The organism is Flavobacterium sp. (genome assembly GCF_017744675.1).
Taxonomy (GTDB): Bacteria; Bacteroidota; Bacteroidia; order Flavobacteriales; family Flavobacteriaceae; genus Flavobacterium.
In genome coordinates, this window is record NZ_JAGIAV010000007.1 from 192,798 (window position 1) to 215,677 (window position 22,880).

The 22,880-nt window shown below is 35.7% G+C and carries 18 protein-coding genes; 10 read left to right on the plus strand and 8 right to left on the minus strand.

Annotated features, from left to right (window positions below; genetic code table 11):
- The first annotated feature begins 70 nt into the window (after nucleotides 1-70).
- The 10 genes from J7574_RS21010 (at nucleotide 71) to J7574_RS21050 (ending at nucleotide 12,258) form a co-directional block, all read left to right on the plus strand.
- Nucleotides 71-343 carry a hypothetical protein gene (locus tag J7574_RS21010; RefSeq protein ID WP_253788399.1) on the plus strand — a complete coding sequence of 91 codons (273 nt, stop codon included), beginning with the start codon at nucleotides 71-73 and terminating at the stop codon, nucleotides 341-343.
- Nucleotides 344-687: 344 nt separating this feature from the next.
- Nucleotides 688-1,485 carry a DUF5977 domain-containing protein gene (locus J7574_RS21015; RefSeq protein WP_290973486.1) on the plus strand — a complete coding sequence of 266 codons (798 nt, stop codon included), beginning with the start codon at nucleotides 688-690 and terminating at the stop codon, nucleotides 1,483-1,485.
- 11 nt (nucleotides 1,486-1,496) lie between these two features.
- Nucleotides 1,497-2,378 (plus strand): DUF5977 domain-containing protein, encoded by an 882-nt coding sequence (locus J7574_RS21020; protein ID WP_290973489.1) that lies wholly within the window; start codon nucleotides 1,497-1,499, stop codon nucleotides 2,376-2,378.
- 199 nt (nucleotides 2,379-2,577) lie between these two features.
- Nucleotides 2,578-5,226: a tail fiber domain-containing protein gene (locus J7574_RS21025; RefSeq protein ID WP_290973492.1), complete on the plus strand. Its 2,649-nt coding sequence runs from the start codon at nucleotides 2,578-2,580 to the stop codon at nucleotides 5,224-5,226.
- A gap of 152 nt (nucleotides 5,227-5,378) precedes the next feature.
- Nucleotides 5,379-9,098 carry a tail fiber domain-containing protein gene (locus J7574_RS21030; RefSeq protein WP_290973495.1) on the plus strand — a complete coding sequence of 1,240 codons (3,720 nt, stop codon included), beginning with the start codon at nucleotides 5,379-5,381 and terminating at the stop codon, nucleotides 9,096-9,098.
- Complete coding sequence (locus J7574_RS21035; protein WP_290973497.1) at nucleotides 9,098-10,327, plus strand: hypothetical protein; 1,230 nt, start codon at nucleotides 9,098-9,100, stop codon at nucleotides 10,325-10,327. The genes J7574_RS21030 and J7574_RS21035 overlap by 1 nt, the downstream gene beginning before the upstream one ends.
- The gene (locus tag J7574_RS21040) at nucleotides 10,328-10,675 is read left to right on the plus strand and encodes an SET domain-containing protein-lysine N-methyltransferase (RefSeq protein ID WP_290973499.1); all 348 of its coding nucleotides are present in this window, start codon (nucleotides 10,328-10,330) and stop codon (nucleotides 10,673-10,675) included. It begins immediately after the preceding gene.
- A gap of 114 nt (nucleotides 10,676-10,789) precedes the next feature.
- Nucleotides 10,790-10,891, plus strand: coding sequence for a DUF6734 family protein (locus tag J7574_RS23195; protein WP_367272609.1), 102 nt, complete (start codon nucleotides 10,790-10,792; stop codon nucleotides 10,889-10,891).
- 83 nt (nucleotides 10,892-10,974) lie between these two features.
- Nucleotides 10,975-11,148, plus strand: coding sequence for a hypothetical protein (locus J7574_RS21045; protein WP_290973501.1), 174 nt, complete (start codon nucleotides 10,975-10,977; stop codon nucleotides 11,146-11,148).
- A gap of 102 nt (nucleotides 11,149-11,250) precedes the next feature.
- Nucleotides 11,251-12,258, plus strand: a complete 1,008-nt coding sequence (locus J7574_RS21050) for a hypothetical protein (protein ID WP_290973504.1) — start codon at nucleotides 11,251-11,253, stop codon at nucleotides 12,256-12,258.
- A 176-nt stretch (nucleotides 12,259-12,434) separates the two neighbouring features.
- On the opposite strand, the gene fsa is transcribed toward J7574_RS21050, so the two are convergent.
- The 8 genes from fsa to uxuA form a co-directional block, all read right to left on the minus strand.
- Nucleotides 12,435-13,091, minus strand: a complete 657-nt coding sequence (gene fsa / locus J7574_RS21055; RefSeq protein WP_290973507.1) for a fructose-6-phosphate aldolase — start codon at nucleotides 13,089-13,091, stop codon at nucleotides 12,435-12,437.
- Nucleotides 13,092-13,502: 411 nt separating this feature from the next.
- Entirely contained in the window at nucleotides 13,503-14,828 is a 1,326-nt protein-coding gene (gene xylA, locus J7574_RS21060) for a xylose isomerase (protein ID WP_290973510.1), read from the minus strand.
- A gap of 8 nt (nucleotides 14,829-14,836) precedes the next feature.
- A complete protein-coding gene (locus tag J7574_RS21065) occupies nucleotides 14,837-16,318 on the minus strand; it encodes a xylulokinase (RefSeq protein ID WP_290973512.1) in 1,482 nt (493 codons plus the stop codon).
- 3 nt (nucleotides 16,319-16,321) lie between these two features.
- The gene (locus tag J7574_RS21070; RefSeq protein WP_290973514.1) at nucleotides 16,322-17,329 is read right to left on the minus strand and encodes a GntR family transcriptional regulator; all 1,008 of its coding nucleotides are present in this window, start codon (nucleotides 17,327-17,329) and stop codon (nucleotides 16,322-16,324) included.
- Between the two features lie 368 nt (nucleotides 17,330-17,697).
- On the minus strand, nucleotides 17,698-18,732 hold the full coding sequence (locus tag J7574_RS21075) for a glycoside hydrolase family 43 protein (protein ID WP_290973518.1): 1,035 nt from the start codon (nucleotides 18,730-18,732) through the stop codon (nucleotides 17,698-17,700).
- A gap of 21 nt (nucleotides 18,733-18,753) precedes the next feature.
- On the minus strand, nucleotides 18,754-20,187 hold the full coding sequence (locus J7574_RS21080) for an MFS transporter (protein ID WP_290973521.1): 1,434 nt from the start codon (nucleotides 20,185-20,187) through the stop codon (nucleotides 18,754-18,756).
- Between the two features lie 328 nt (nucleotides 20,188-20,515).
- Nucleotides 20,516-21,625 (minus strand): endo-1,4-beta-xylanase, encoded by a 1,110-nt coding sequence (locus tag J7574_RS21085; RefSeq protein WP_290973524.1) that lies wholly within the window; start codon nucleotides 21,623-21,625, stop codon nucleotides 20,516-20,518.
- Nucleotides 21,626-21,667: 42 nt separating this feature from the next.
- Nucleotides 21,668-22,831, minus strand: coding sequence for a mannonate dehydratase (gene uxuA, locus J7574_RS21090; RefSeq protein ID WP_290973547.1), 1,164 nt, complete (start codon nucleotides 22,829-22,831; stop codon nucleotides 21,668-21,670).
- Between the last annotated feature and the right edge of the window lie 49 nt (nucleotides 22,832-22,880).

Genomic DNA, 22,880 nt, shown 5'->3' on the forward strand with positions numbered 1-22,880 from the left:
AAGCTCGATTCCTTTAAATGATTAACATTTATCTAAAATAAAATATTAAATACACATCAAAACAATAAAAATGGAAAATACAAAAATCAATAAAGAAGAAGCAAAAACAATCAATGCAGAACAATTAAAGAAGTTACAAGATTTTAATGTCTTTATGGATAAGGCGAGACTGTCATTGGGAGAATTGTCTATTCAATACGAGTTTCAAAAAGCAGATATCTTAAGTCAGATTGCCGTTCAGCAGCAAAACTTCAATGAATTAGAAAAAGCAATCAAAGAAGAATACGGAGATATTCGTGTGAATATTGAAACTGGCGAAATTGTAAAGCAAGAACAAGAATAATTCTTGATCATAATTTTTAAATAGTTATTTAGGAACCACAAATTTATTGCCTTTTTGGCGTGGTTCCTATTAACTTTTATTAGGCTTTTACAGCCAATTTATTTGTACAAATTAAGTACAAACTTCCATCATATTCTTCATCTATTTACTTCAATACAATCTGCTTTATTTAATATTGCTTTTTATAAAATTCAATTTTTCAGCAATAAAATAAATTAATAGCACTTCAAAAAGGTGAAATCAAAAAGCATCTAAAAATAGCTTTCTCACCTTATCAAACTTAGTTATGCTTAACGCAATTCTTCTCTAAGTTGAGACAAATCATAATCAATTATAAACAAAGTATGGAATATTACAATATAGCCAAGTCATTGACTGCGGCAAAAAATGATTGCGCTGCCGGAGTCATGGGAACTTCCGTTACACTAACTGCAAATGCGAACCAGTTTATATCGACAGTAAGTGTTGAAGATGCCAATGCAAAAGCAGATGCATGGTTGGCAGCAAATGTTCAGGCCTATGCCAATAACGTAGGTTCATGCAGAGTTACAGCCTGGAGAGGAGTAAATCCGTCTTGTGTTGTTGAACCTGATGTTAACTTATCACCTTTTAACTACATGGTTATTAGATACAAATGGGCCATAGGAGCAGGGCAAGATTTCGACACTTATACCGGAATTATTAATTCGGGAACCGCCTTAGATAATAAATGGATGGGATGGGGTCATGGATTTAATAACGAAATCCCAACAAATGCCCTAGCAGCAGATTCTTATATTATGTGGGCTGGTGATAATACGCAAGCAAATGGTGTTGAAGCCTGTCTTGTTAATTTCAGTAAAATAACAACAGACTATCCTACTTTAAATACTGTTCAGATAAGAATGGCTGGCTCATGGTATAGAACTGTCGAAACAGGAAATATAGATGTAGAAATAGTTACGTATCTCGGCGGTACAATGCAAAAATCGGGTTATGACATCATTAATGTTGGCGGAACTTTGGTGGATCGAAAGAACTTTTCAAAAAAAGTGCCAATCCAAGGAACTAATTTGGCTAAAAACATTGAGGCCGTTACTAATCTCGGATACATTACCTACATCAAAGACTCGTCTACAGGAAAAATCGTAATTAAATATTAAAAAACAAACGTATGGGAAATACAGGATACAAATCTTTTGGAGCACTCGAATTATATTATGTTGATGACGGAAGCCCAACAGGACAGCCAACTAAACCAAATGTAGTTACAGATCCTGATTATATCGCACCCGTTTTAGATACTACAACATGTGCTCCTAGTATAAGATATTATAGTGTAGAAAAAAGATTAAGCGCAAAAAAAAATAACTGCGGAACAGGATACAGCGGAAGTGTTGTTACACTTACTGCTCTTCCAAATCAATTTGTCTCTACCATAAGTCTTGCAGATGCCAATGCACAAGCAGATGCGTGGTTAGCGGCAACAGTACAGAATTATGCAAACATCACAGGAACATGCGAAATTACCTATACTCCACCCACAGGTGGAGGCGATGGTGGAAGCGGATGTTTTGTTGAAGGCACTCTCATCACATTACCTGACGGAACAAGAAAAGCGATTGAAGAACTTACTCTTGACGAACTATTGCTTTCTGCGGAAATTGAAACGCTTAACGATACCAATATTCCTAATGAATTGTATAAATGGTCATGCGAATATTTATCTGAAAATAGGATTGTTTCGCCTATCACAAAAATTACAAAACAAGTTGCCGAAAAAACAATTATCGTTAATGAAGGATTATTCGAAGCCACTCCTACTCACCTACAACTAATTCAACGCAATGGCTTTTGGAGATTTATTCCTTTGGGAGATATAGTGGTTGGAGATAATTTATATACGATAGACCGCGAAATTATTCTTGTTACTTCTGTAACTGTGAATTTAGAAAAACGAAACATCTATCCAATGACCCTAAATCCATTTCACACCTATTTTGCAAATGGAGTTTTAACCCACAACTATAAAGAAGCAATGCATAATGATAACTAAAGAAGAACGTCATCTTAATCAATAAAAATAATTTCTTCTTTTAAAAACTCTACAAGTACTTAATCCAAATTCTACCGAAAATTCTTTTTGAAATTGACCTTGAAATAATCTTAGTCAAAAAAGAATGTAGAATTTGGATTTACGTGCATATCATTTCCAAAGAAAGGCTTTAAATACATGCAATTATCAATAAACAAAAATGGATACAAATCATAACAGAATAAAAGTCTCCGACTTAGAAAAAAATGAACAAAACAAAATTTTAAAGACCAATAGCAATGGTGAATTAGAATTTAGCGACATAAACGACATCAGTTACAACTCCCTTGATTATATTGTTCCAGGCAAGGCTTTGGATGCAAGACAAGGAAAGATCTTAAAAGATTTAATTGATGACGCAAACGAATTGCTTGCTACTGATAATGTCGATTTAAATACACTTCAAAAACTAGGAGACGCGATTGAAGTGGTTTGCAGTTCTTTAAGTACAATAGTAGTAAACGATTTAAGTTCTGGCGGTACAACAAAAGCTTTATCGGCTGAAATGGGAAAAACTTTGCAAAACAACAAAGTCGATAAAATCTCCGGAAAAAGCCTAATTTCTGATAGTGAAATTACTCGTTTGGCTTCACTCTCAAATTATGTGCATCCTCCTACTCACGCACCAAATATTATTGCACAAGATTCAGAAAATCGATTTGTTTCTGATGCTGAAAAAGCAAATTGGAATGCAAAGCAAACCTCTTTAGGATTTACTCCTGAAAATGCTTCGAATAAAAATACTGCTAATGGTTATGCTGGTTTAGGAGCAGATGGAAAATTAATCTCTTCTCAGCTTCCTGCCATTACAGTAAATGATACTTTCGTTGTAGCTTCAGAAACTGCAATGTTAGCATTAATTGCAGAAACCGGAGATATTGCAGTAAGAACCGATTTAAGTAAATCGTTTATTTTAAAAGGCTCAAATTCAGACATTTTAAATGATTGGCAGGAATTATTAACTCCTACTAGCGAAGTAACAAAAGTTTTTGGAAGAAACGGTTCGGTTACGGCTCAGGCTGGTGATTACAATGCCGATCAAATTACTGAAACCTCATCAAGAAAATTTCAATCTGCGACTCAACAAGCATTTAATGATGCGACCAGTTCAATCCAAACACAATTAAATTCAAAAGCTTCTACCACTGGCTCAGGAGCTTCTGGCACTTGGACTATCAATGTAACCGGAAATGCAAATACTGCAGGAGGATTAGCCGTTCATTCGTCAACAAACAATGAACCAAACAAAATTGTCCGAACAGATGGTAATGGTTACATTCAAGCAGGATGGATTAATACTATTTCTGGCGATAGTGGAGCTACTCCAATTAATAGAATTTATGCCTCAGATGATCAATATTTAAGATATTATACACCCGCAAATTTCATAAACTCGTTGGGTTTAGCTACAACTGCAACAAATAGATGGTATGATGGTTGGGTAAATCTGGATGCAAATACAATTTCCGGAAGTAAATCAGGATTCACATACGCTAATAATGCACCATTCAATGGTCCTTTAGTTCATTTTGATGCTGGCGGTTATGGTTTACAGTTAAATTCCGTCTATCATGTTGGGAACGAAATATCATTTAGATCAAGAAATGGTGATGGTAATACTTGGAATAGATGGAATAGAATTTGGCATGATGGAAATGACAGCTCGTTATTGAAAGTTTCTTCAAACAGTAGCACCCCTCTCAACTCAAATTTTGCAATCGGAACTGAGTCGAATAGAAATTTCATACAATCCCATAATGGGTATCCTCTTGATATTAATCCACTTGGAAATACTGTGACAATTAATGGAAACACAGCATTGCATGTTGGAAACTTCAATCCAAATAACGTAGTTCAAGGTGGAAATGCAAGAGGGCGTTCAATATCTAAAAACAATGGGAATGCTAATAATTCAGACGAAACAAATCCATCTGGTTTCTTCTATGGCAATACGGTAATGGGAATGCCAAATAATGATTGGTGGAATTGGATTAACATTGCGGGTAGTGACTGGTCAGGCATAGATGGCTACGGTTTTCAAATTGCAAACTCTTTTTGGAATGGTAATTTATTAAGTAGAAATATGACTTCAGGTTCTTGGTCTGGCTGGAGGACTATTATTGATACTGAGAACTTGATTAATTATGCTGCTAAATTAAATGGCTCAAATGCATCTGGTGTATGGCCAATAAGCGTAAATGGAAATTCTACAGGGTTTCCATTTCAACCTGGTATCCAACTAGATAATTTATCTGGCAATACTTCAACTATTGCAAGAGAAGAAACACCATCTTCAGGTTATAGCTATACCTCAACATTACATATGGGTTCGGGTGATGGCAGACAGCAATTAACTATATCAAGAGATGGTAGCGGAATGAAATTTAGAGGAAATACCACTACTAGTGGTACTTCTGGTTGGACGTCATGGAAAACTGTTCTAACAGATAGCAACTACGCCACCTTTTCAGCATTCTCAGGTGCAATCACGGGAGCTTCTTTAACTGTTGCTGGAGATGTTACCGCTTTTTCAGATGCCCGAGTCAAAGAAAATATTCGTCCGATTTCAAATGCAATTGAAAGAATTAAAGCTTCAAGAGGGGTTGTTTACGATAGAATAGATAACAATCAAAAAGATAATATTGGATTTATTGCTCAAGAACTTGAAGAAAATTTCCCTGAATTGGTAATTACCCATGGAGATGGAACAAAAGCCGTTAAATATCAAAATGCTGTTGCTATACTATTCGAAGCAATAAAAGAACAGCAAGCTCAGATAGATTATTTATTAGCTAAAATTGATGAGTAGAACTCAAAATTCTTCTTTATTCTTCGCTATTTACTGTCATGATTCATAGAGAAACCTGCCTATAATGGCCTATTTTTCTTTTCAATAACGAAAGCTTTAACCTATTTCTATTTTTTCTAAACCAGTAAAACTAAATAATTTAATCAATACATATGAATACAAATCATAATAGGATAAAAGTATCCGACCTAGAGACAAACAGTCCCGATAAAATTTTAATTACAAATTCCAATGGTGAATTAGAATTTAGTTACATTAAAGACATCAGTTACAATGCATTAGACTACACCCTTGAGGGCAAAGCTCTTGATGCCAGACAAGGTAAAATTTTAAAAGGTTTTATTGACAATATTAATACTTTGCTTGCTTCTGATAATGCCGACTTAAATACCATTCAGGAATTAGTAGATGCTATTGAAGTAATCCAAACATCACTAAATAATATTTTAGTAAATGACCTTACAACCGGAGGAGCTACAAAAGCATTATCTGCAGAAATGGGTAAAGTACTGCAAAACAACAAAGTTGACAAGGTCACAGGAAAAAGTCTCCTTTCAGATTCAGAAATTATGCGTCTCGGAACACTCGTAAATTACACACATCCAACAACTCATGCTCCGAGTATTATAGCTCAGGATACGAGTAATCGTTTTGTTTCTGATACTGAAAAAGCCACATGGAATGCAAAACAATCTGCTCTCGGATTTACTCCTGAAAATATTGCAAACAAAAATGCAGTTAACGGTTATGCGGGACTAGGTGCAGATGGAAAAATTATCGGGACCCAATTGCCTTCAGTTGCAATTAAAAATACCTTCGTAGTCGCTTCACAAACCGCCATGTTAGCATTAATTGCAGAAACAGGAGATATGGCTATTAGAAGTGATGTAAACAAATCTTATATCTTAAAAGGGACAAATCCAGCATTAATAAGTGATTGGCAAGAATTGTTGACTCCACCAGATGCTGTTACTACTGTTTTTGGCCGTAACGGAACTGTTACGTCTCAAACAGGAGATTATACGGCTGATCAAATTAGTGAAACTGCATCGAGAAAATTTCAAAATGCCAATCAAAATGCCTTTAATGATGCCACATCTAGTATTCAGACACAATTAAATTCAAAACAGGCAAATATAGCCGCAGGTACGACAAGTCAATATTTTAGAGGTGATAAAAGCTGGCAGACGCTAGACAAAACTGCTGTTGGTTTACCTAACGCCGATAATACTGCAGATGCAGTTAAAAATGTTTTATCTGCAACAAAATTGACAACTGCTAGAACTATCAATGGCGTTGCTTTTGACGGATCTGCAAACATTACAATCAATGCAACAGATTCAACTGCAAGAATTGCATCTAGCGAAAAAGGTGCTCCGAATGGGGTTGCTACACTGGATGCCAGCGGTATTATCTTAACTTCACAATTGCCCAGTTATGTTGATGATGTATTAGAATTTACAAATCTAGCTGGTTTTCCAGCAACGGGTGAATCAGGAAAAATTTACATTGCTAAAGACTCCAACAAAACTTATCGCTGGGGTGGATCTGCATACGTTTACATTACAAGTGGTGCAGTAGACAGTGTTGCAGGAAAAACTGGCGTTGTGACCTTGACTAAAGCCGATGTTGGTCTCGGAAGTGTAGATAATACCGCCGATGCAGCTAAAAATGTTTTGTCTGCTACAAAATTAACTACAGCTAGAACAATTAATGGGGTATCATTTGATGGTTCTGCAAACATTACGATTGCTGATTCAACAAAAGAAAATAATATTACTGCAGGCACAACTGCTCAATACTGGAGAGGAGATAAAACTTGGCAGGCTCTAACTACAGCAAATGTTCCTGAATCTGGAAATTTATATTTTTCAAATGCGAGATCGATTGCTTCTGTTTTAACCGGATATAGTTCTTCAGCTGGAACAATTTCAGCCACTGATACTGTTTTAACAGCTATTAATAAATTAAATGGAAACGGTGATTTAAAGGCTCCTCTAGCCTCACCTACGTTTACAGGAACTGTCACTGCGCCAATTTTTTCTGGAGCTTTAACCGGAAATGCTGCAACAGCCACTATTCTGCAAACCGCTAGAACAATTAATGGAGTATCGTTTAATGGTTCTGCAAATATTACTATTGCTGATTCGACAAAATTACCTCTAGCTGGCGGAACAATGAGCGGAGATATTGTATTTCCTGGAACTGATCGTTCAGAAGGTATTTTTGGAACTTATGATTCTACAAAAACACAATCAATATGGTCTATAGGAACAGCTTATAGAAGTTCTATCGATGGCTCAAATTTTGGCACTCTCTATGGTCTTGCTTACAAACATACCAATAATACATCAGGAGGAACTATGGCTGGTGGACATCAAATGGTATGGTGCAATAATGGTTCTCCTAAATCTGCCATTGGAGATGGAATCTGGACAGCAGGTACAATTACAGGTGACGGATCAGGTTTAACGGGTATCTCACAATCATTTAGTATTGGAGGAAATGCTGCAACAGCTACTAAATTTCAAACACCGAGAACAATTAATGGCGTTTCATTTGATGGTTCTTCAAATATTACAATTCCAACAAATGATACGGACAAAGTTCCTCATCAAGATGGAACAAGATCAGATCTTAATTACAATAGCGCTGTTACAGCATCTGGTTTTTACAATGTTAATTCAACAGGGACAAATGGTCCTGGTTCGTCTTACAACAATCTAATTGTTGCCAAAGGAATTGATACAGGATTGCAAATAGCAGGAGGTCATAATAATGATTCATTGTGTTTTAGAGGATGGAGCTCGAATGGAACAACTTTTACGCCATGGAGAAGAGTATTGCATGATGGTAATTATAATTCATATTCTCCAACATTAACAGGAACAGGTGCTAGTGGAAACTGGGGCATAAATATTACAGGAAGCGCTGGCGGTTCTTCAAGACTTGTAGATTTATTAGCTAATAGAACTGATGCCGCAGCTTATCCAATTCTTTGGGGGGTTAATCAAGGAACAAATCCAATAACTGGGAATGCTTCGACTTATGCATTTTCATGTGATGCTGTCAAAATCCAATCAAGTACAGGAACAGTAATCGCGAATAACTTTAGTGGAAACGGAACTGGTCTAACGGGAACTGCAGGTTCGTTAAATATTGGTGGAAATGCAGAAACAGCAACTTCTACCAGAAGAATATCGTTTACTGATGGGCCTAGAACATTAGTTGACCGTTTACCTAATACATATGCTAGAACAGTTAATTTCGATTTTGTCAATTCAGCAGTTGTTGGTGGTACTGGAAATTATGGCGGAGTTATGACATTTGCTCCATGGGATGGAAATACATCTTCTACGGGAGACTCTTCTTATCAATTAGGCTTTAGAAACGAAAGTGGTATAAATGGTTCTGGGTTACCTGGCCTTAGGCTTCGTAAAGGAATTGACACAACATGGGGAGGGTGGTATGATATTTTACATTCTGGCAATTATGCAGCATTCTCAGCTTTTACTGGAGCAATTACTGGATCTTCTTTAACCGTATCTGGAGATGTTACCGCTTTTTCTGATGCAAGAGTTAAAGAAAATATTAGACCAATTTCAAATGTAATTGAAAGAATTCAAGCTTCAAGAGGAGTTGTTTATGATCGAATTGATAACGATCAAAAAGACAATATCGGATTTATTGCCCAAGAACTTGAAGAAAATTTCCCTGAATTGGTGCTTACCAGAGAAGATGGAACAAAAGCTGTTAAATATCAAAATGCTGTTGCTGTATTATTTGAAGCAGTTAAAAAACAACAGGCACAGATTGAACAACAGGATAAAAAATTGAAAATTATTCTTGAACATTTAAAACTAAAATTATAATGGCACTTTCAACAACCGGCTCTCTTTCCTTAGGAGATATAAATGTAGAATTAGGTAGAACCAGAACAGCATCCATATCTTTGGATGCTGCTGAAAATGGCTCGTATGTTGCAATCAATCAAAATAGTTCCTCTCGACCTTCTAGTTCAAATCCTGCTACCATTAGCGAATGGAGAGGTTACAATCATTTTGCAACTGCGCCTTCAATTACAATTACAAGCTATAGTTCTGGAAATTTATATTTTACGGTTTCTGGTACTGGATATTCACCTTCGACCTTAACAGTAAAAACCAGTACTACTTCTTCAACAGGACCTTGGAGTAATTCGACTGCAGGATCCAACTCACCTAGAGGTGTTTCTATTCCAACTGTAACGACTTGGTTTATGATTGAAGATGCAATTAACACTTCCGTATTTTCAAATGTATATCAATTTGTGGTTGCTAATGACACTACACCTCCAAGTGTACCAACAGGTATATATTGTAATGACGGAGATGGAGAATATACAACATCCATCTTTATTGGATGGAATGCTTCAACAGATAACAATGGTGTTACGGGTTATAACTTACAGCGAAAAGCAGGTTCTGCTGGAACATGGGTTACTAGATATTCAGGTTCAAATACTCAATATTATGATACCGGAAATTATGACACCTCATATTATTATCAAGTTAGAGCATATGATGCAGCAGGGAATTACTCCGCCTTTTCTTCGTCAGCAAGTTGGCGAACAGGTTCAATTGTTTGTTTTGTCGAAGGCACTTTAATTACGCTGCCAGATGGTTCGCAAAAACCAATTGAAACCTTACAAGTTAATGATTTACTACTTTCTTCCAAAATTGATACTCTGAATGATACGAATGATGTTACTAAACTTTATAAATGGTCTTGTGATTATTTAATGGAAAAAAGAATTACAGCACCAATAACCAATATTAAACCAGAAATTGCTCATAAAACAATCATCTTAAATAATGGATTACTTGAGGCTACTCCTTTTCACTCGCAATTAGTTCAAAGAGATGGTCTTTGGAAATTCATCCCTATCGGTGAAGTTGTCGTTGGAGATAATTTGTATGGCTTATCTAAAGAAATCATTCCAGTAATCTCTGTATCTGTCAACCTAGAAGAAAGAAAAATTTATCCTCTAACCTTAAGTCCGTCACATACTTATTTTGCAAATGGTATTTTAACACATAATATCAAACCAGTAGACCCATAAATGAGTTATAAAATCAATAAAGAAGATTTAACCAATATTAAAATAAGTGCTATTCAAGATATTCTTCCTAATGAATCAATTGGTATTTGGGTAATAGATAAACCTATGAGTGATAAGTCCCGATTTCTATTCCAAAGCCAAATGCAAAGAAAGTGGTGGGAAACCGATGATTTAGGAAGATATTGCAACCATTCCCCAATTCCTAACACTGTTGTGTATGTACACAGAGACAGATTGGAATTAAAAGCAAAAACTTTTATTCAAAGTGGAATGGAAATAATGGTAGATTATCGAACCATAACCGAATGTATTGGTTACATTCCTGATTTAGAATTTTTAAAAATATAATAGCACTTTCAACAACAGTTCCCTTTGATGTGATATAAATATTAGCTTTGACATTCGAATCGACTAAAACAGATCTTGGCAAATTAGAGAAAAATATGATAAAGGCCGCAGGCTTTGGGCAAAATAAAAACTTACAGTATTCAAGAATACTCTTTTTTGCATGTTGATTCGGATGTCATCCTTTATGGCTCCTTTCAATTTGAACACTTATCATAAACCTTATGTACCGTATTTCGAACTATTAGAAAATTGTGAAATAGATTACCTATTAGATTCCCCACAAAAAAACTTCTTAAATCTTGAATTTAACAAGCTATTTTGCAATTCTTTATTTGCTTTCGGTAGACAATAATGAAAAAAGTTCAGATCTCTTGCCCTCATCACAAATTATGTATAGTTTGGGAGCAACACTTTTGGCTGTTATTGCTGATAAACCGCAAATGTCTATCGAAACAATTATAGCCCCGTACTAAACTAGCTTCTGAGATAGTATCAATTAATTTTAATGAACAATGTAAAAAACGATTTATCCAGATTTATCAAAATAATAGATGAATTACTAAAATTCAAAAAAAATGAGCATTAACCACAACAGAATAAAAGTCGCTGATTTAGAAACAAATCAACGTGATAAAATTTTAAAAACAAATGAGAATGGAGAACTAGAATTCAGTGATATTTCTCAACAAGAATATGATCCAGTTTCTGCAACAACTACAGGTATTGTTGATAATACATCTCTGCAAGAATTAGGTGGTGCTGATAAAACTATTAATGGAGTTAGAATTGGTAAAGGTAACTCTAATAATGTCGAAAACACTGCTTTAGGAAATGAAGCTTTACTTGTAAATACTTCAGGTACATACAATACAGCAACAGGTTCAGGAGCTGTAACTTTAAATACTACAGGTTCACTTAACACTGGAATAGGTAATACTGCTTTATATAATAATACTACAGGAAGTTATAATACTGGAGTAGGTACAAATTCTTTATACTCAAATAAAACTGGTAATTCTAATACTGCTTTGGGGAATGGTGCTTTGGCTGGAAACCCAAACCAAACAAGTCCATCTAATACTAGAAATACTGCTATAGGAGCTAGTGCAGGTTCAGCTATAAGAACAGGAAGTGATAATGTTCTTATAGGGGGAGATATTCCTATAGCTACTAATAGTGGATTAATAAATGGTAACAAAAATATTGAAATTGGCAGATTAAATAACTTGCATCAAACTGGAGATAATAATGTTTTTATAGGGTGGGCTAGTTCCCCAACATCAACATTAAGCAATAATATTATCATATCAGATGGCGCTGGAAATATAGCTATTAGAAAAACTAATACTAATCAATTACTAGCTCCTACTTTGACAAAAGCTTTAGTTACTTCAGGAGGAACAACTTCTTTAGTTAATAAAGAATATGCAGACAGTAATTTGCCTACAATGACAACTTTAAATGTTGCCCCAACTTCAGCCACAGCCACAGGAGTAAAAGGAGATATCAGAATAGATAATGATTACGTTTATATATGCGTAAATACTAACACTTGGAAAAGAAGTGCATTAACAGCTTGGTAGATGAAACAAGCATTTTAGAACTTAATAAATCAAATAAAAAGCCAGCATCAGACGACAAAAAGTCTTCTACGCTGGCTTTGATATTTAAAAATAAAATAGAAAATCAATAAAAAAACTCCCTTCCCCAACAACAGAAAGAGAGTCTTAAAAACTATAAAAAGGAAAATAAAAAAATACTATAAATTCATCTTTTTAGCATCTTCAACAAATTGCTTCAAACCAATATCGGTCAAAGGATGTTTCAATAATCCTTTTATTGCAGAAAGCGGACCTGTCATAACATCTGATCCTATTTTAGCGCAATTGATAATATGCATTGTATGTCTTACTGAAGCAGAAAGTATTTGAGTTTGATAATTATAATTGTCGTAGATTTCTCTAATTTCTGAAATCAAATGCATTCCGTCTGTTGAAACATCATCTAGACGACCTAAAAACGGAGAAACATAAGTCGCTCCTGCTTTAGCGGCAAGCAAGGCTTGACCTGCAGAAAATACTAAAGTTACATTGGTACGGATTCCTTTTGAAGAAAAATATTTGCATGCTTTTACTCCATCGCCAATCATAGGCAATTTAACCACAATCTGCGGATGCAAAGCGGCCAATTCTTCTCCTTCTCTTATCATTCCTTCAAAATCTGTCGAGATTACTTCAGCCGATACATCACCGTCAACAATATTGCAGATCGCTAGATAATGATTCAAAATGTTTTGCTTTCCAGTAATTCCTTCTTTTGCCATTAAAGACGGATTGGTGGTTACACCATCTAAAACGCCCAAAGCCTGTGCTTCTTCAATATCCTGAAGATTAGCAGTATCAATAAAAAATTTCATGTTTTTTGTGTTTTTTAAAGTTAGTAGAGGCGCACGGCAGTGCGTCTAAAAGATTTTAGCGAGAAAAAATGTGCATGTCGATTGATTCTGTTCTTCAAAAAACCTTCAATAAAAATTTAACCACTATTAATTTTTATCAAACTGGCTCCATTTTAATCTTTCAGATAAAAAGAAAATAGTAACTAAACCTTAAATCTATTCTCTCAACTTAAAATCAAAATATAGACCCACATCTTAATGCACATTTCTCAATTGTAATCTAAAAAGCATTCTTAAAGGATTAACGTCTTATGACTATCATATTTAAAAATCTAAATGTTTTCAGATATTTTGCCCACTAAATATTTTTTTGTAGAAACCTAACAGATTTTAAAACCTGTTAGGTTTAATTTATTTTTAAAATCTTACCAATTAAATATATTGGTTGATGATGTTTTCAAACAATTCTTGCTTACCGCTTTGAAGATTTAATTCTCCATTTTCGTGAGCGATAGTGTAAAGATCTTTAAGTCCTAATTTTCCATCAGCGAAATCTTTACCTTTTCCAGAATCAAATGAGCTGTATCTTTCTTTTCTTAATTTCTCGTATGGAGAAGAAGAAATAATTTTATCTGCAGTCAATAAAGCTCTTGCAAACGTATCAGCTCCGCCAATGTGCGCTAAGAAAACATCTTCTAAGTCTGTAGAATTTCTTCTTATTTTAGCGTCAAAGTTAACTCCACCGCCTTGTAATCCGCCAGCTTTTAAGAAAACCAACATTGCTTCAGTAGTTTCTTGAATGTTATTTGGGAACTGGTCTGTATCCCATCCATTTTGGTAATCACCTCTATTAGCATCGATACTTCCTAACATTCCAGCTTTTGTAGCAACCTCCAATTCGTGTTGGAAAGTATGTTGTGCCAAAGTAGCATGGTTTACCTCAATGTTGATTTTGAAATCTTTGTCTAAACCGTATTCTTTTAAGAATCCAATTGCAGTTGCAGAGTCAAAATCATATTGGTGTTTAGATGGCTCCATTGGTTTTGGTTCGATGAAGAAAGTTCCTTTAAAACCTTGCGCTCTTGCATAGTCTCTAGACATTGTTAAGAATTGCGCCATGTGATCTAATTCTCTTCCCATATCTGTGTTTAGTAAAGACATATAACCTTCTCTACCTCCCCAGAATACGTAGTTTTCTCCTCCTAAAGCAATTGTAGCATCTAGAGCCAATTTTACTTGTCCTCCAGCTCTTGCCACAACATTAAAATCAGGATTTGTAGCTGCACCGTTCATAAATCTTGGATTTGAGAAACAGTTTGAAGTTCCCCAAAGCAATTTAATTCCAGATTCTGCTTTTTTTTGTTTTAAGTAATCTGTAATAAAAGCTAAACGTTTTTCTGATTCTGCAAAAGTTGGCCCTTCATTAATCAAATCGTAATCGTGGAAACAGAAATAATCGAATCCTATTTTACTGATGAATTCAAAAGCAGCATCCGCTTTATCTTTTGCCGCTTGATACGGATCTGATGATGCATCCCAAGCAAAATTTTGAGTTCCAGGTCCGAACGGATCGCTACCTTGTCCGCAGAAAGTATGCCAGTAAGCAATTGCAAATTTAAAATGCTCACGCATTGTTTTTCCAGCTACAACTTGGTCTGGATTATAATATTTAAATGCCAATGGATTATCAGATTCTTTTCCTTCAAACTTAATTTGGCCAATACCTTTGTAGTATTCTTTATCTCCTAAAACTATCATTTGTTTTTTTATTTAGTTGTTAATATTAATTCTAATTCTTGTTTCCATTTTTTATAAGCCGCTTCATAAGGCTCTTTATTGTGCAGTGGCAAAAACGTCATTACGTGGTCATTATCACTTACATTAGCTCCAAATTTACTGTAATCTCCGTCTTTCAAACCAACTGCTCTAGCTGCACCGACAGCCCCCGTTGTATTATAAATTTCGATTTCATAACCAATTAAAGTTGCCACAGTGTTTGAGAAAATCTCCGAACGGAAAAGATTATCATTTCCTGCTCTAATTACATTAATTGTGGCATTATCATCTTTTAGGCATTCCATTCCATACACAAAAGAAAAAGCGATTCCTTCAAGAGAAGCTCTAAATAAATGCGCACTGTTGTGAATGTTCAAATTCAGATTTAAGAAATGCGTCCCGATCGTTTTGTTATTAAACATACGCTCTGCCCCATTTCCAAATGGAATTACCACAACACCTTCAGATCCAATTTCCACATTCGAAGCCTTTTCATTCATTGCCTCGTAGCTTTCGTTACCCATATTATTGCGAAGCCATCTGTACTGAATTCCAGCTCCGTTAATATTTAAAAGTTTACCAACTCTTGGCGTTTCTAATTCGTAGTTTACATGAACAAAATTGTTTACTCTCGTGCTTTTTCCAGACGACACTTCGCTAACGGCATAAAAAACCCCAGAAGTTCCGCCTGTTGCTGCCACTTCTCCCGGATTCAATACGTTCAAAGACAAAGCATTATTCGGCTGATCTCCTGCTCTATACACAATCGGAATCCCAACAGGAAGACCAGATTCTTGAGAAGCTTTTTCAGTCACAACACCCTGATTGGTAAAATTTTCTACAATTTTTGGCGTCAAAGACCTATCAATCCCATAATAATCCAAAAGCCAATCGGCTACTTTATTTTCTTTATAATCCCAAAGCATTCCTTCAGACAAACCGTTTTTGGTTGTCGTTACTTCGCCAGTTAATTTCAAAGCGATGTAATCTCCCGGAAGCATGTATTTATCAACTTTGCTATACAGCTGAGGTTCGTTTTCTTTAACCCATTTTAATTTTGAAGCGGTGAAATTTCCAGGCGAATTCAATAAATGCGTCATGCATTTTTCTTCTCCAATTTCTGCAAAAGCTTTATTCCCGATTTCAACCGCACGGCTATCACACCAAATAATTGAATTTCGTAACGAAGCACCTTGTTTATCTACAATTACCAATCCGTGCATTTGGTACGAAATACCAATTCCCTGAATTTTAGAAGCGTCGATATTCGATTCTTTAATTGCTCTTTTTGTTGCCGTACAAATGTGCTGCCACCAAATTTCTGGATCCTGTTCTGCCCAATCTGGGTGAATTGAAAGGATTTCCATTTCGTTCTGAGGCTCATTCAAAACAATGACTTTTTTGCCTGTTTCTGCTTCTACCAAGGCTGCCTTGACAGAAGAACTTCCAATATCATAACCGATATAATACATAACTTACAATGATTCTCTTATTATTAATTTTGTCGACACATAACACTTCGTTTCTTCGTCACGCGTAATAAATGCCGCTACTTTGGTTCCTAATTCATTAAAATCAGTCGAAACAACTGAAATTCCTTTGTATATAAATTTCTTCATTGGCGTTTCGTTGTACGAAAGAAAACCAACGTCTTTTCCGGGTTCAAAATCCTTTTCTTTGCATTGCTCTAAAAAGTATCCCAAAATCCTGTCGCTTACACTGATATATGCAATTCCTTTCTCGATATTGAACTTTTTTGGATCTGTGACAATGTCGTATTCAAAACCAAAATCAGCACAAAATTTCTTAAAAAATTCAACCGTTTCCAAAGGGTGATTCGTAAAATCCGGATATACAAAATCTATCTTTTTATACTTTTTAAACAAATCAACCGCTACTTTTAAAGCATCATAAAAAGCTTTTCCGAAATCCTGAAAAACATAATTATTTGCTTTATCAGCCCTAATATTCCAGTCAATCAAAAGCAATTTATCTTTTGAAATTGCCGACAATGCGGGCGGAATGTCAGCGTGGTCAAAATTCATCACCACATATTTGTAATACTTCCCGATTCCGTTATTAATGATCGTTTTAAAAACATCAATATTATAATGATGAAACTGCACATCAACAATCACATTATCGGGCAAATTATTCACAACCGAATGATACAAAACCTCTTTATAAGCCTTAAACGTATCCAAAACCAAAAGCACCTTTCTAGTTTCGCCAGCTACATAATAACCTTTGTTTGGCACAGAATCAATTACTTTCTGATCTTTCAAAATCGAATACGCCTTAAAAACCGTGTCCCTCGAAAGCTGATACGTTTTGCAGATCACATTTACAGATGGAAGCAAATCTCCCTTTTGCAAAATATTCTCCGCAATGGCATTGGTAATCCCGTCAACCAGTTGCTGATACTTCGGAATATCACTTTCGTGATTAATTATAAACTCAAATTTTTCTTCTTCTTTTAGCATACCGTTCTGTTCCGTTCTGTTATGCTAAAATAGGTAAAAATATTTTACAAAAAAATTATTTTTTAGGTTAAAATTGTTATTTTTTTAATCGTTAATCTTAATAATTTGGGCGTGTTTCGCCGCGGCGAACCGGGCTATCCGTTACAAGTCCTCGCCTGCTCGTTCCTCGCGTCTGTGGGCTTTTCACTTCTATCCCTCACGCAAAACGGTTTCAAAAGACATTTATCATAAGATTTGTCATTGCGGGAAACTAAGCAACTTTACCATTTAATCCAGTAAAGGATTGCTTAGTTTCCCGCAATGACAAAAAAACAAAATCAGAACGCAACCGATTGTATTTTTTACGAAATTTTTTTAGCCAAAAAATCTTAATCAATCAATCTTCTTATTCCGTAAGGATCAATGGTGATAATCGAGCCATCTTCCAGATAATCGATTTTGGTCACCTTCATGCTTCTCAGATGCGTTACGCCTTTTGACAGGCTTGAATCGTGGTAGAACAGATACCATTCGCCATCCACTTCGCAGATCGAATGGTGCGAGGTCCAGCCCACAACCGGATTCAAGATTCTTCCCTGATACGTAAACGGTCCGTACGGATTGTCGCCAATCGCATAGCAGATGAAATGCGTGTCTCCGGTAGAATACGAGAAATAGTATTTTCCGTTGTATTTATGCACCCAAGAAGCTTCAAAAAAGCGGCGGCTGTTATCGCCCGCCAGGATTTCGTTTCCGTTTTCATCCAAAATTTTAATCTCTTTCGGCTCTTCTGCAAACTCCAGCATATCATCTCTTAACAAAGCTACGATAGGTCCCAGTGCTTTTTCTTCTGCCAAAGGCTCTTCGTTCTTTTCATCATATCTGTTGTTTCGGTATTTCTGAAGCTGTCCGCCCCAAATTCCTCCAAAATAGAGGTAATGCTTTCCATCTTCGTCTTCAAAAACCGCCGGATCAATGCTGTAGCTTCCTTTTATCGCTTCCTTCTCCGGAATGAAAGGCCCGACAGGCGAATCTGAAACGGCAACCCCAATCTGGAAAATTCCACTGGCGCGTTTGGCCGGGAAATACAGATAGTACTTTCCGTTTTTGTGCGCCGCATCTGGCGCCCACATCTGCTTTTCTGCCCAGGCAACGTCGTCTACATGCAGCGCGACTCCGTTATCAACCGCTTCCGATGAAATGTCTTCCATAGAAAAAACATGATAGTCTTCCATCCCGAAATGGTCCCCATTGTCGTTAAACGGAATTCCCGCATCGATGTCATGCGACGGATAAATGTAAATTTTACCATTGAATACATGCGCCGAAGGATCGGCTGTATAAATATGGGACACTAAAGGCTTAGAAATCGCCAGTTCATCAATCTGTTCAAAATTAATGTGTTCAATGCTATCTTCAGGCATATTGATATTTTGTTTAAATAATTAAGTTCTTCTTTCTTTTAGTTCTGCTTCAATTTGAACTTCCATTTCTTTATTGATTTTATAGAAAAACAGCAATCCAACTCCAATTAAAAAAGGGATTGCAGGGAAAATGCTTACTAGTAATTTGATTCCGTTTACAGCTGTTTCTGATTGTTGAGGTGCATTTGGAACGTAATGGAAATAACCTAAAAACAAGGTTGTCAAAGCACCTCCAACACTTAATCCCGTTTTTAACCCAACCATCATCGCAGAGAAAATTATCGCCGTTGCACGACGGTTATTCAGCCATTCTGAATAATCGGCAACATCAGCAATCATTGCCCAAAGGATTGGTATAGTGATTCCGTAGAAAAAGCCATGCAAGATTTGAGAGAAAAACATCAATCCGATTGAGGCTGGCGGAAAGAAATAGAAAGCGATAATAAATAAAGTCGAAATGAATAAAAACACTCCGAAAATATTTCGTTTTCCGTATTTGTCAGCCAGATTTTTGGATAAGGTAATCCCGACAATCATGAAAATAATTCCGCCTGCATTGAATAAACCAAAACCTGCAGAAACAGGATCGTTACCAAAATGATTTAATCCAATTGTAGTTAGAAAATCTAAAATAGGCTGAATAAAAACAGCTAATTGTTCTTTGTTCACATAGTTTTCAAAATAATACACATACGAACCGCCTTTCATCGCCAAAGTCACAAAAACCAAAGTCGTTAGCGTAAGCATAATTACCCAAGGTCTATTTTTAATTAAATCACTTAAATCTTCTTTAACGCTTGACTTTTGTTCTGGTTTCGGAATGATTCTTTCTTTCGTAGTTAAAAAAGTAATCAAAAGCATGATCGTTCCAATAATTGCCAAAGCAGTCATTACTTTCTCGATTCCGACTGCCTTATCGCCATTTCCAGCACTTTTTATAATTCCGAGCATGAAAACCTGAACAAAAAATTGGGCAAACATAACTGCCACAAAACGGTACGATGACATACTGTTTCGTTCTTTCATATCGCCTGTAATCACACCACTTAAAGCAGAATACGGCAAGTTGTTTCCAGCATAAAAAAGCAACAATAAAGTATACGTTACAACGGCATAAATTACTTTTCCTTTATAAGAGAAATCAGGAGTAGAAAATGCTAATAAGGCCACCACTCCAAGCGGAATCGCAGTTATTAAAATCCATGGCCTAAATTTTCCCCATTTGGTACTTGTTCTGTCTGCCAAAACACCAATAATTGGATTAAAAATAAAAGCTGCAATCAATCCAACAATCAGCATGATAATGGAAGAATCAGTTGGCGACAAGCCATAAATATCGGTGTAGAAATACGCCAGATACGTCATCAAAGTCTGAAAAACCAAATTGGCTGCCAAGTCTCCTAAGCTATACCCAATTTTTTCTTTGACGGAAAGTTTTTGTGAAATGTTAGTCATTCGCGGGTTTGTGGTCATTTTGTTGATTAGTTATGTAAGCAAAAGCGGTTTTTCTAAAGTTAATACGTTTTTTGTTATTTCGAGCAACGGGCGATAGCGAACAAATGACGCCAATCAAACACAGAATCCTACAACACCGTTTGCAGTTTTTAATGTGATTTTCTCTTTCGTCGAAATGACAATTTTGTGCTTAATTTTATTTAAACAATCGGTTGTGTAAAATTAGATAAAAAAACATAGTAAGCAAATTTACTTCGCTTTATTTAGATTATTCTTCATTTCACAACCGATTGTAAATAATTTAGCAAAACTCAGGCTTTTTTAGCGCTTATTTTTTAGTTTCTTTCAGTTTTAAAATGCTATCGTATGCTTTTTTATGTTTTAAATCAGCATCAAAAGGCAGCGGATAATTGGTTCTTCCTTTTATTGGCCAGTCGTTTAGCCAAGATTGCCCGTCATAAACACCCCAAAAAGTAACTCTGCTGATTTTATCTTTATGTTTCAAAAATAATTTAAAAATCGAAGCATAACGTTCAGCCAGTTTATTTTGGATAGAGTCTGGCAATGCTTTTGGATACGGATTCATTTTTTCGCTTCCTTCAAATTTCTGATTCACGTCTGCTCCTCTCAATTCCCACGGATTGGGCAATACGGTAATATCCAATTCTGTAAACGCTACTTTAACTCCTAAAGCCGAATATTCTAAAATACTCTTTTCAATTTCTTCTATCGACGGACTTTCCAATCTCCAATGTCCTTGAATTCCAACGCCATCTACTTTTCCGCCTTCTGCTTTTATTTTTTTGATTAAAGCAATTGCTCCCGCTCTTTTAGCCGGTTCTTCGATATTATAATCATTATAATACAATTCTACTTTAGGATCTGCTTTTGCTGCCAATTTAAAAGCGTCAACCAAATACTTTTCTCCAAGTGTTTTCAAAAAAACCGATTGTCTCAAAGTTCCATCTTCGTTTAAAGCTTCGTTTACCACATCCCAAGAACCAATTCTCCCTTTATATTTGGAAACTATCGTATTGATATGGTCCTGCATAAAAGCTTTCATTTCTGTACTGTCAGCAATTTTCTCCATCCAAGGCGCCAATTGGCTGTGCCAAATTAAAGTGTGCCCGTGAACAAACATTTTATTCTTTTCTCCATATGCTACAAACTTATCCGATAATGTAAAATCGTATTTGTCTTTCTGCGGATGAACATACATAGATTTCATAATATTCTCGGCAGTAATGGCATTAAACTCTTTTCGAATCAACGAATCTTCTCTTGGATTTTTTTCATTAATCTGATTCAAATCTAAAGCAGTACCTATATAAAAATCTTTTTTAAAAGCATCTTTTAACGTAAGCTGTTTTTTCTGCGATGTACAACTTATACTAAGCAGAGTCGTGACGGCAAATAAGCATGGTTTAATGAATTTCATATGTTTTGGTTTAATAGTTATATAGTTTTGTTGTAAAATAAATTACAAATTCAGTTTATAGGCAATTCCCATTTCCAAACCTCTTAGCTCTGCAAGACCTTTTAATCTGCCCGTTAAAGAATAGCCTGGATAAGTTTCTGTTTTTTCATCTACTTCGTGAAGAAAACCATGGTCTGGGCGCATTGGCAAACTTATTTTGGTTTTATTCATTAGAATCAATAATTTTTCAACAATGCTTTCCATTTTAACATCACCGCTTAAATGCTCCGATTCTCTGAAAACAGTTTCGCTTTCGCGGATGGTATTTCTCAGATGCAAAAAATGGATTCGGTTTTCGTAATCGTCAATTATTTTTTCTAGATTATTTTTCGGATCAGCACTAAGCGAACCCGTACAATAACACAATCCGTTGGCTATTGAAGGAACCGCACTAAAAATCGCTTTCAAATCGGCTTCTGTCGATACGATTCTCGGAAGACCTAAAACCGAAAACGGCGGGTCATCAGGATGAATAGCTAATTTTTGTCCGTTTTGCTCTGCAATTGGCGTCACTTCCGCTAGAAAATAAATCAGGTTTTCTCTTAGCTTTTCATTATTGATATTAGCATAATTATCCAAAAGTGACAAAATCTGTTCTGCTGTAAAATTGATTTTACTTCCTGGCAATCCTAATAATACATTTTTAAACAATAGCGCTTTTTCATCTTCAGACAACTGATTTCCAAATTGTAATGCTTTTTCTTTTTCGGCATCTGAATAATCATTTTCTGAATTCGGCCTTTTCAAAAGAAACACATCAAAATAAGTAAATGCATCCTGATTGTACAGCAAAGCTTTACTTCCGTCATCGTTTATAAAATTATGATGGGTTCTCACCCAATCCAAAATGGGCATAAAATTGTAGGTTATAATTTTAATTCCGCAATCTGCCAGATTCTTTAAACTGATTTTATAATTTTCAATGTATTGAAGATAATTCCCCGAAGCGCGTTTGATTTCTTCATGAACAGGAAGACTTTCTACAACTGTCCATTCCAATCCCGCATTTTGAATCATCTTTTGTCTTTCCTGAATATCCTGAACAGACCAGATTTCGCCAACAGGAATTTGATGCAAAGCAGTCACAATTCCTGTTGCTCCGGCTTGTTTTATATCGATCAATTTTACGCTGTCCTGAGGTCCAAACCAACGCATGGTTTGCTGCATTTTCATCATACTTCTTTTTTTTTTATGCCACGAAGGCTCTAAGACGCAA

Coding starts and splice junctions, on each gene's coding strand:
- J7574_RS21010 (WP_253788399.1), top strand. CDS start 71: ATGGAAAATACAAAAATCAATAAAGAAGAAGCAAAAACAATCAATGCA.
- J7574_RS21015 (WP_290973486.1), top strand. CDS start 688: ATGGAATATTACAATATAGCCAAGTCATTGACTGCGGCAAAAAATGAT.
- J7574_RS21020 (WP_290973489.1), top strand. CDS start 1,497: ATGGGAAATACAGGATACAAATCTTTTGGAGCACTCGAATTATATTAT.
- J7574_RS21025 (WP_290973492.1), top strand. CDS start 2,578: ATGGATACAAATCATAACAGAATAAAAGTCTCCGACTTAGAAAAAAAT.
- J7574_RS21030 (WP_290973495.1), top strand. CDS start 5,379: ATGAATACAAATCATAATAGGATAAAAGTATCCGACCTAGAGACAAAC.
- J7574_RS21035 (WP_290973497.1), top strand. CDS start 9,098: ATGGCACTTTCAACAACCGGCTCTCTTTCCTTAGGAGATATAAATGTA.
- J7574_RS21040 (WP_290973499.1), top strand. CDS start 10,328: ATGAGTTATAAAATCAATAAAGAAGATTTAACCAATATTAAAATAAGT.
- J7574_RS21050 (WP_290973504.1), top strand. CDS start 11,251: ATGAGCATTAACCACAACAGAATAAAAGTCGCTGATTTAGAAACAAAT.
- fsa (WP_290973507.1), bottom strand. CDS start 13,091: ATGAAATTTTTTATTGATACTGCTAATCTTCAGGATATTGAAGAAGCA.
- xylA (WP_290973510.1), bottom strand. CDS start 14,828: ATGATAGTTTTAGGAGATAAAGAATACTACAAAGGTATTGGCCAAATT.
- J7574_RS21065 (WP_290973512.1), bottom strand. CDS start 16,318: ATGTATTATATCGGTTATGATATTGGAAGTTCTTCTGTCAAGGCAGCC.
- J7574_RS21070 (WP_290973514.1), bottom strand. CDS start 17,329: ATGCTAAAAGAAGAAGAAAAATTTGAGTTTATAATTAATCACGAAAGT.
- J7574_RS21075 (WP_290973518.1), bottom strand. CDS start 18,732: ATGCCTGAAGATAGCATTGAACACATTAATTTTGAACAGATTGATGAA.
- J7574_RS21080 (WP_290973521.1), bottom strand. CDS start 20,187: ATGACTAACATTTCACAAAAACTTTCCGTCAAAGAAAAAATTGGGTAT.
- J7574_RS21085 (WP_290973524.1), bottom strand. CDS start 21,625: ATGAAATTCATTAAACCATGCTTATTTGCCGTCACGACTCTGCTTAGT.
- uxuA (WP_290973547.1), bottom strand. CDS start 22,831: ATGCAGCAAACCATGCGTTGGTTTGGACCTCAGGACAGCGTAAAATTG.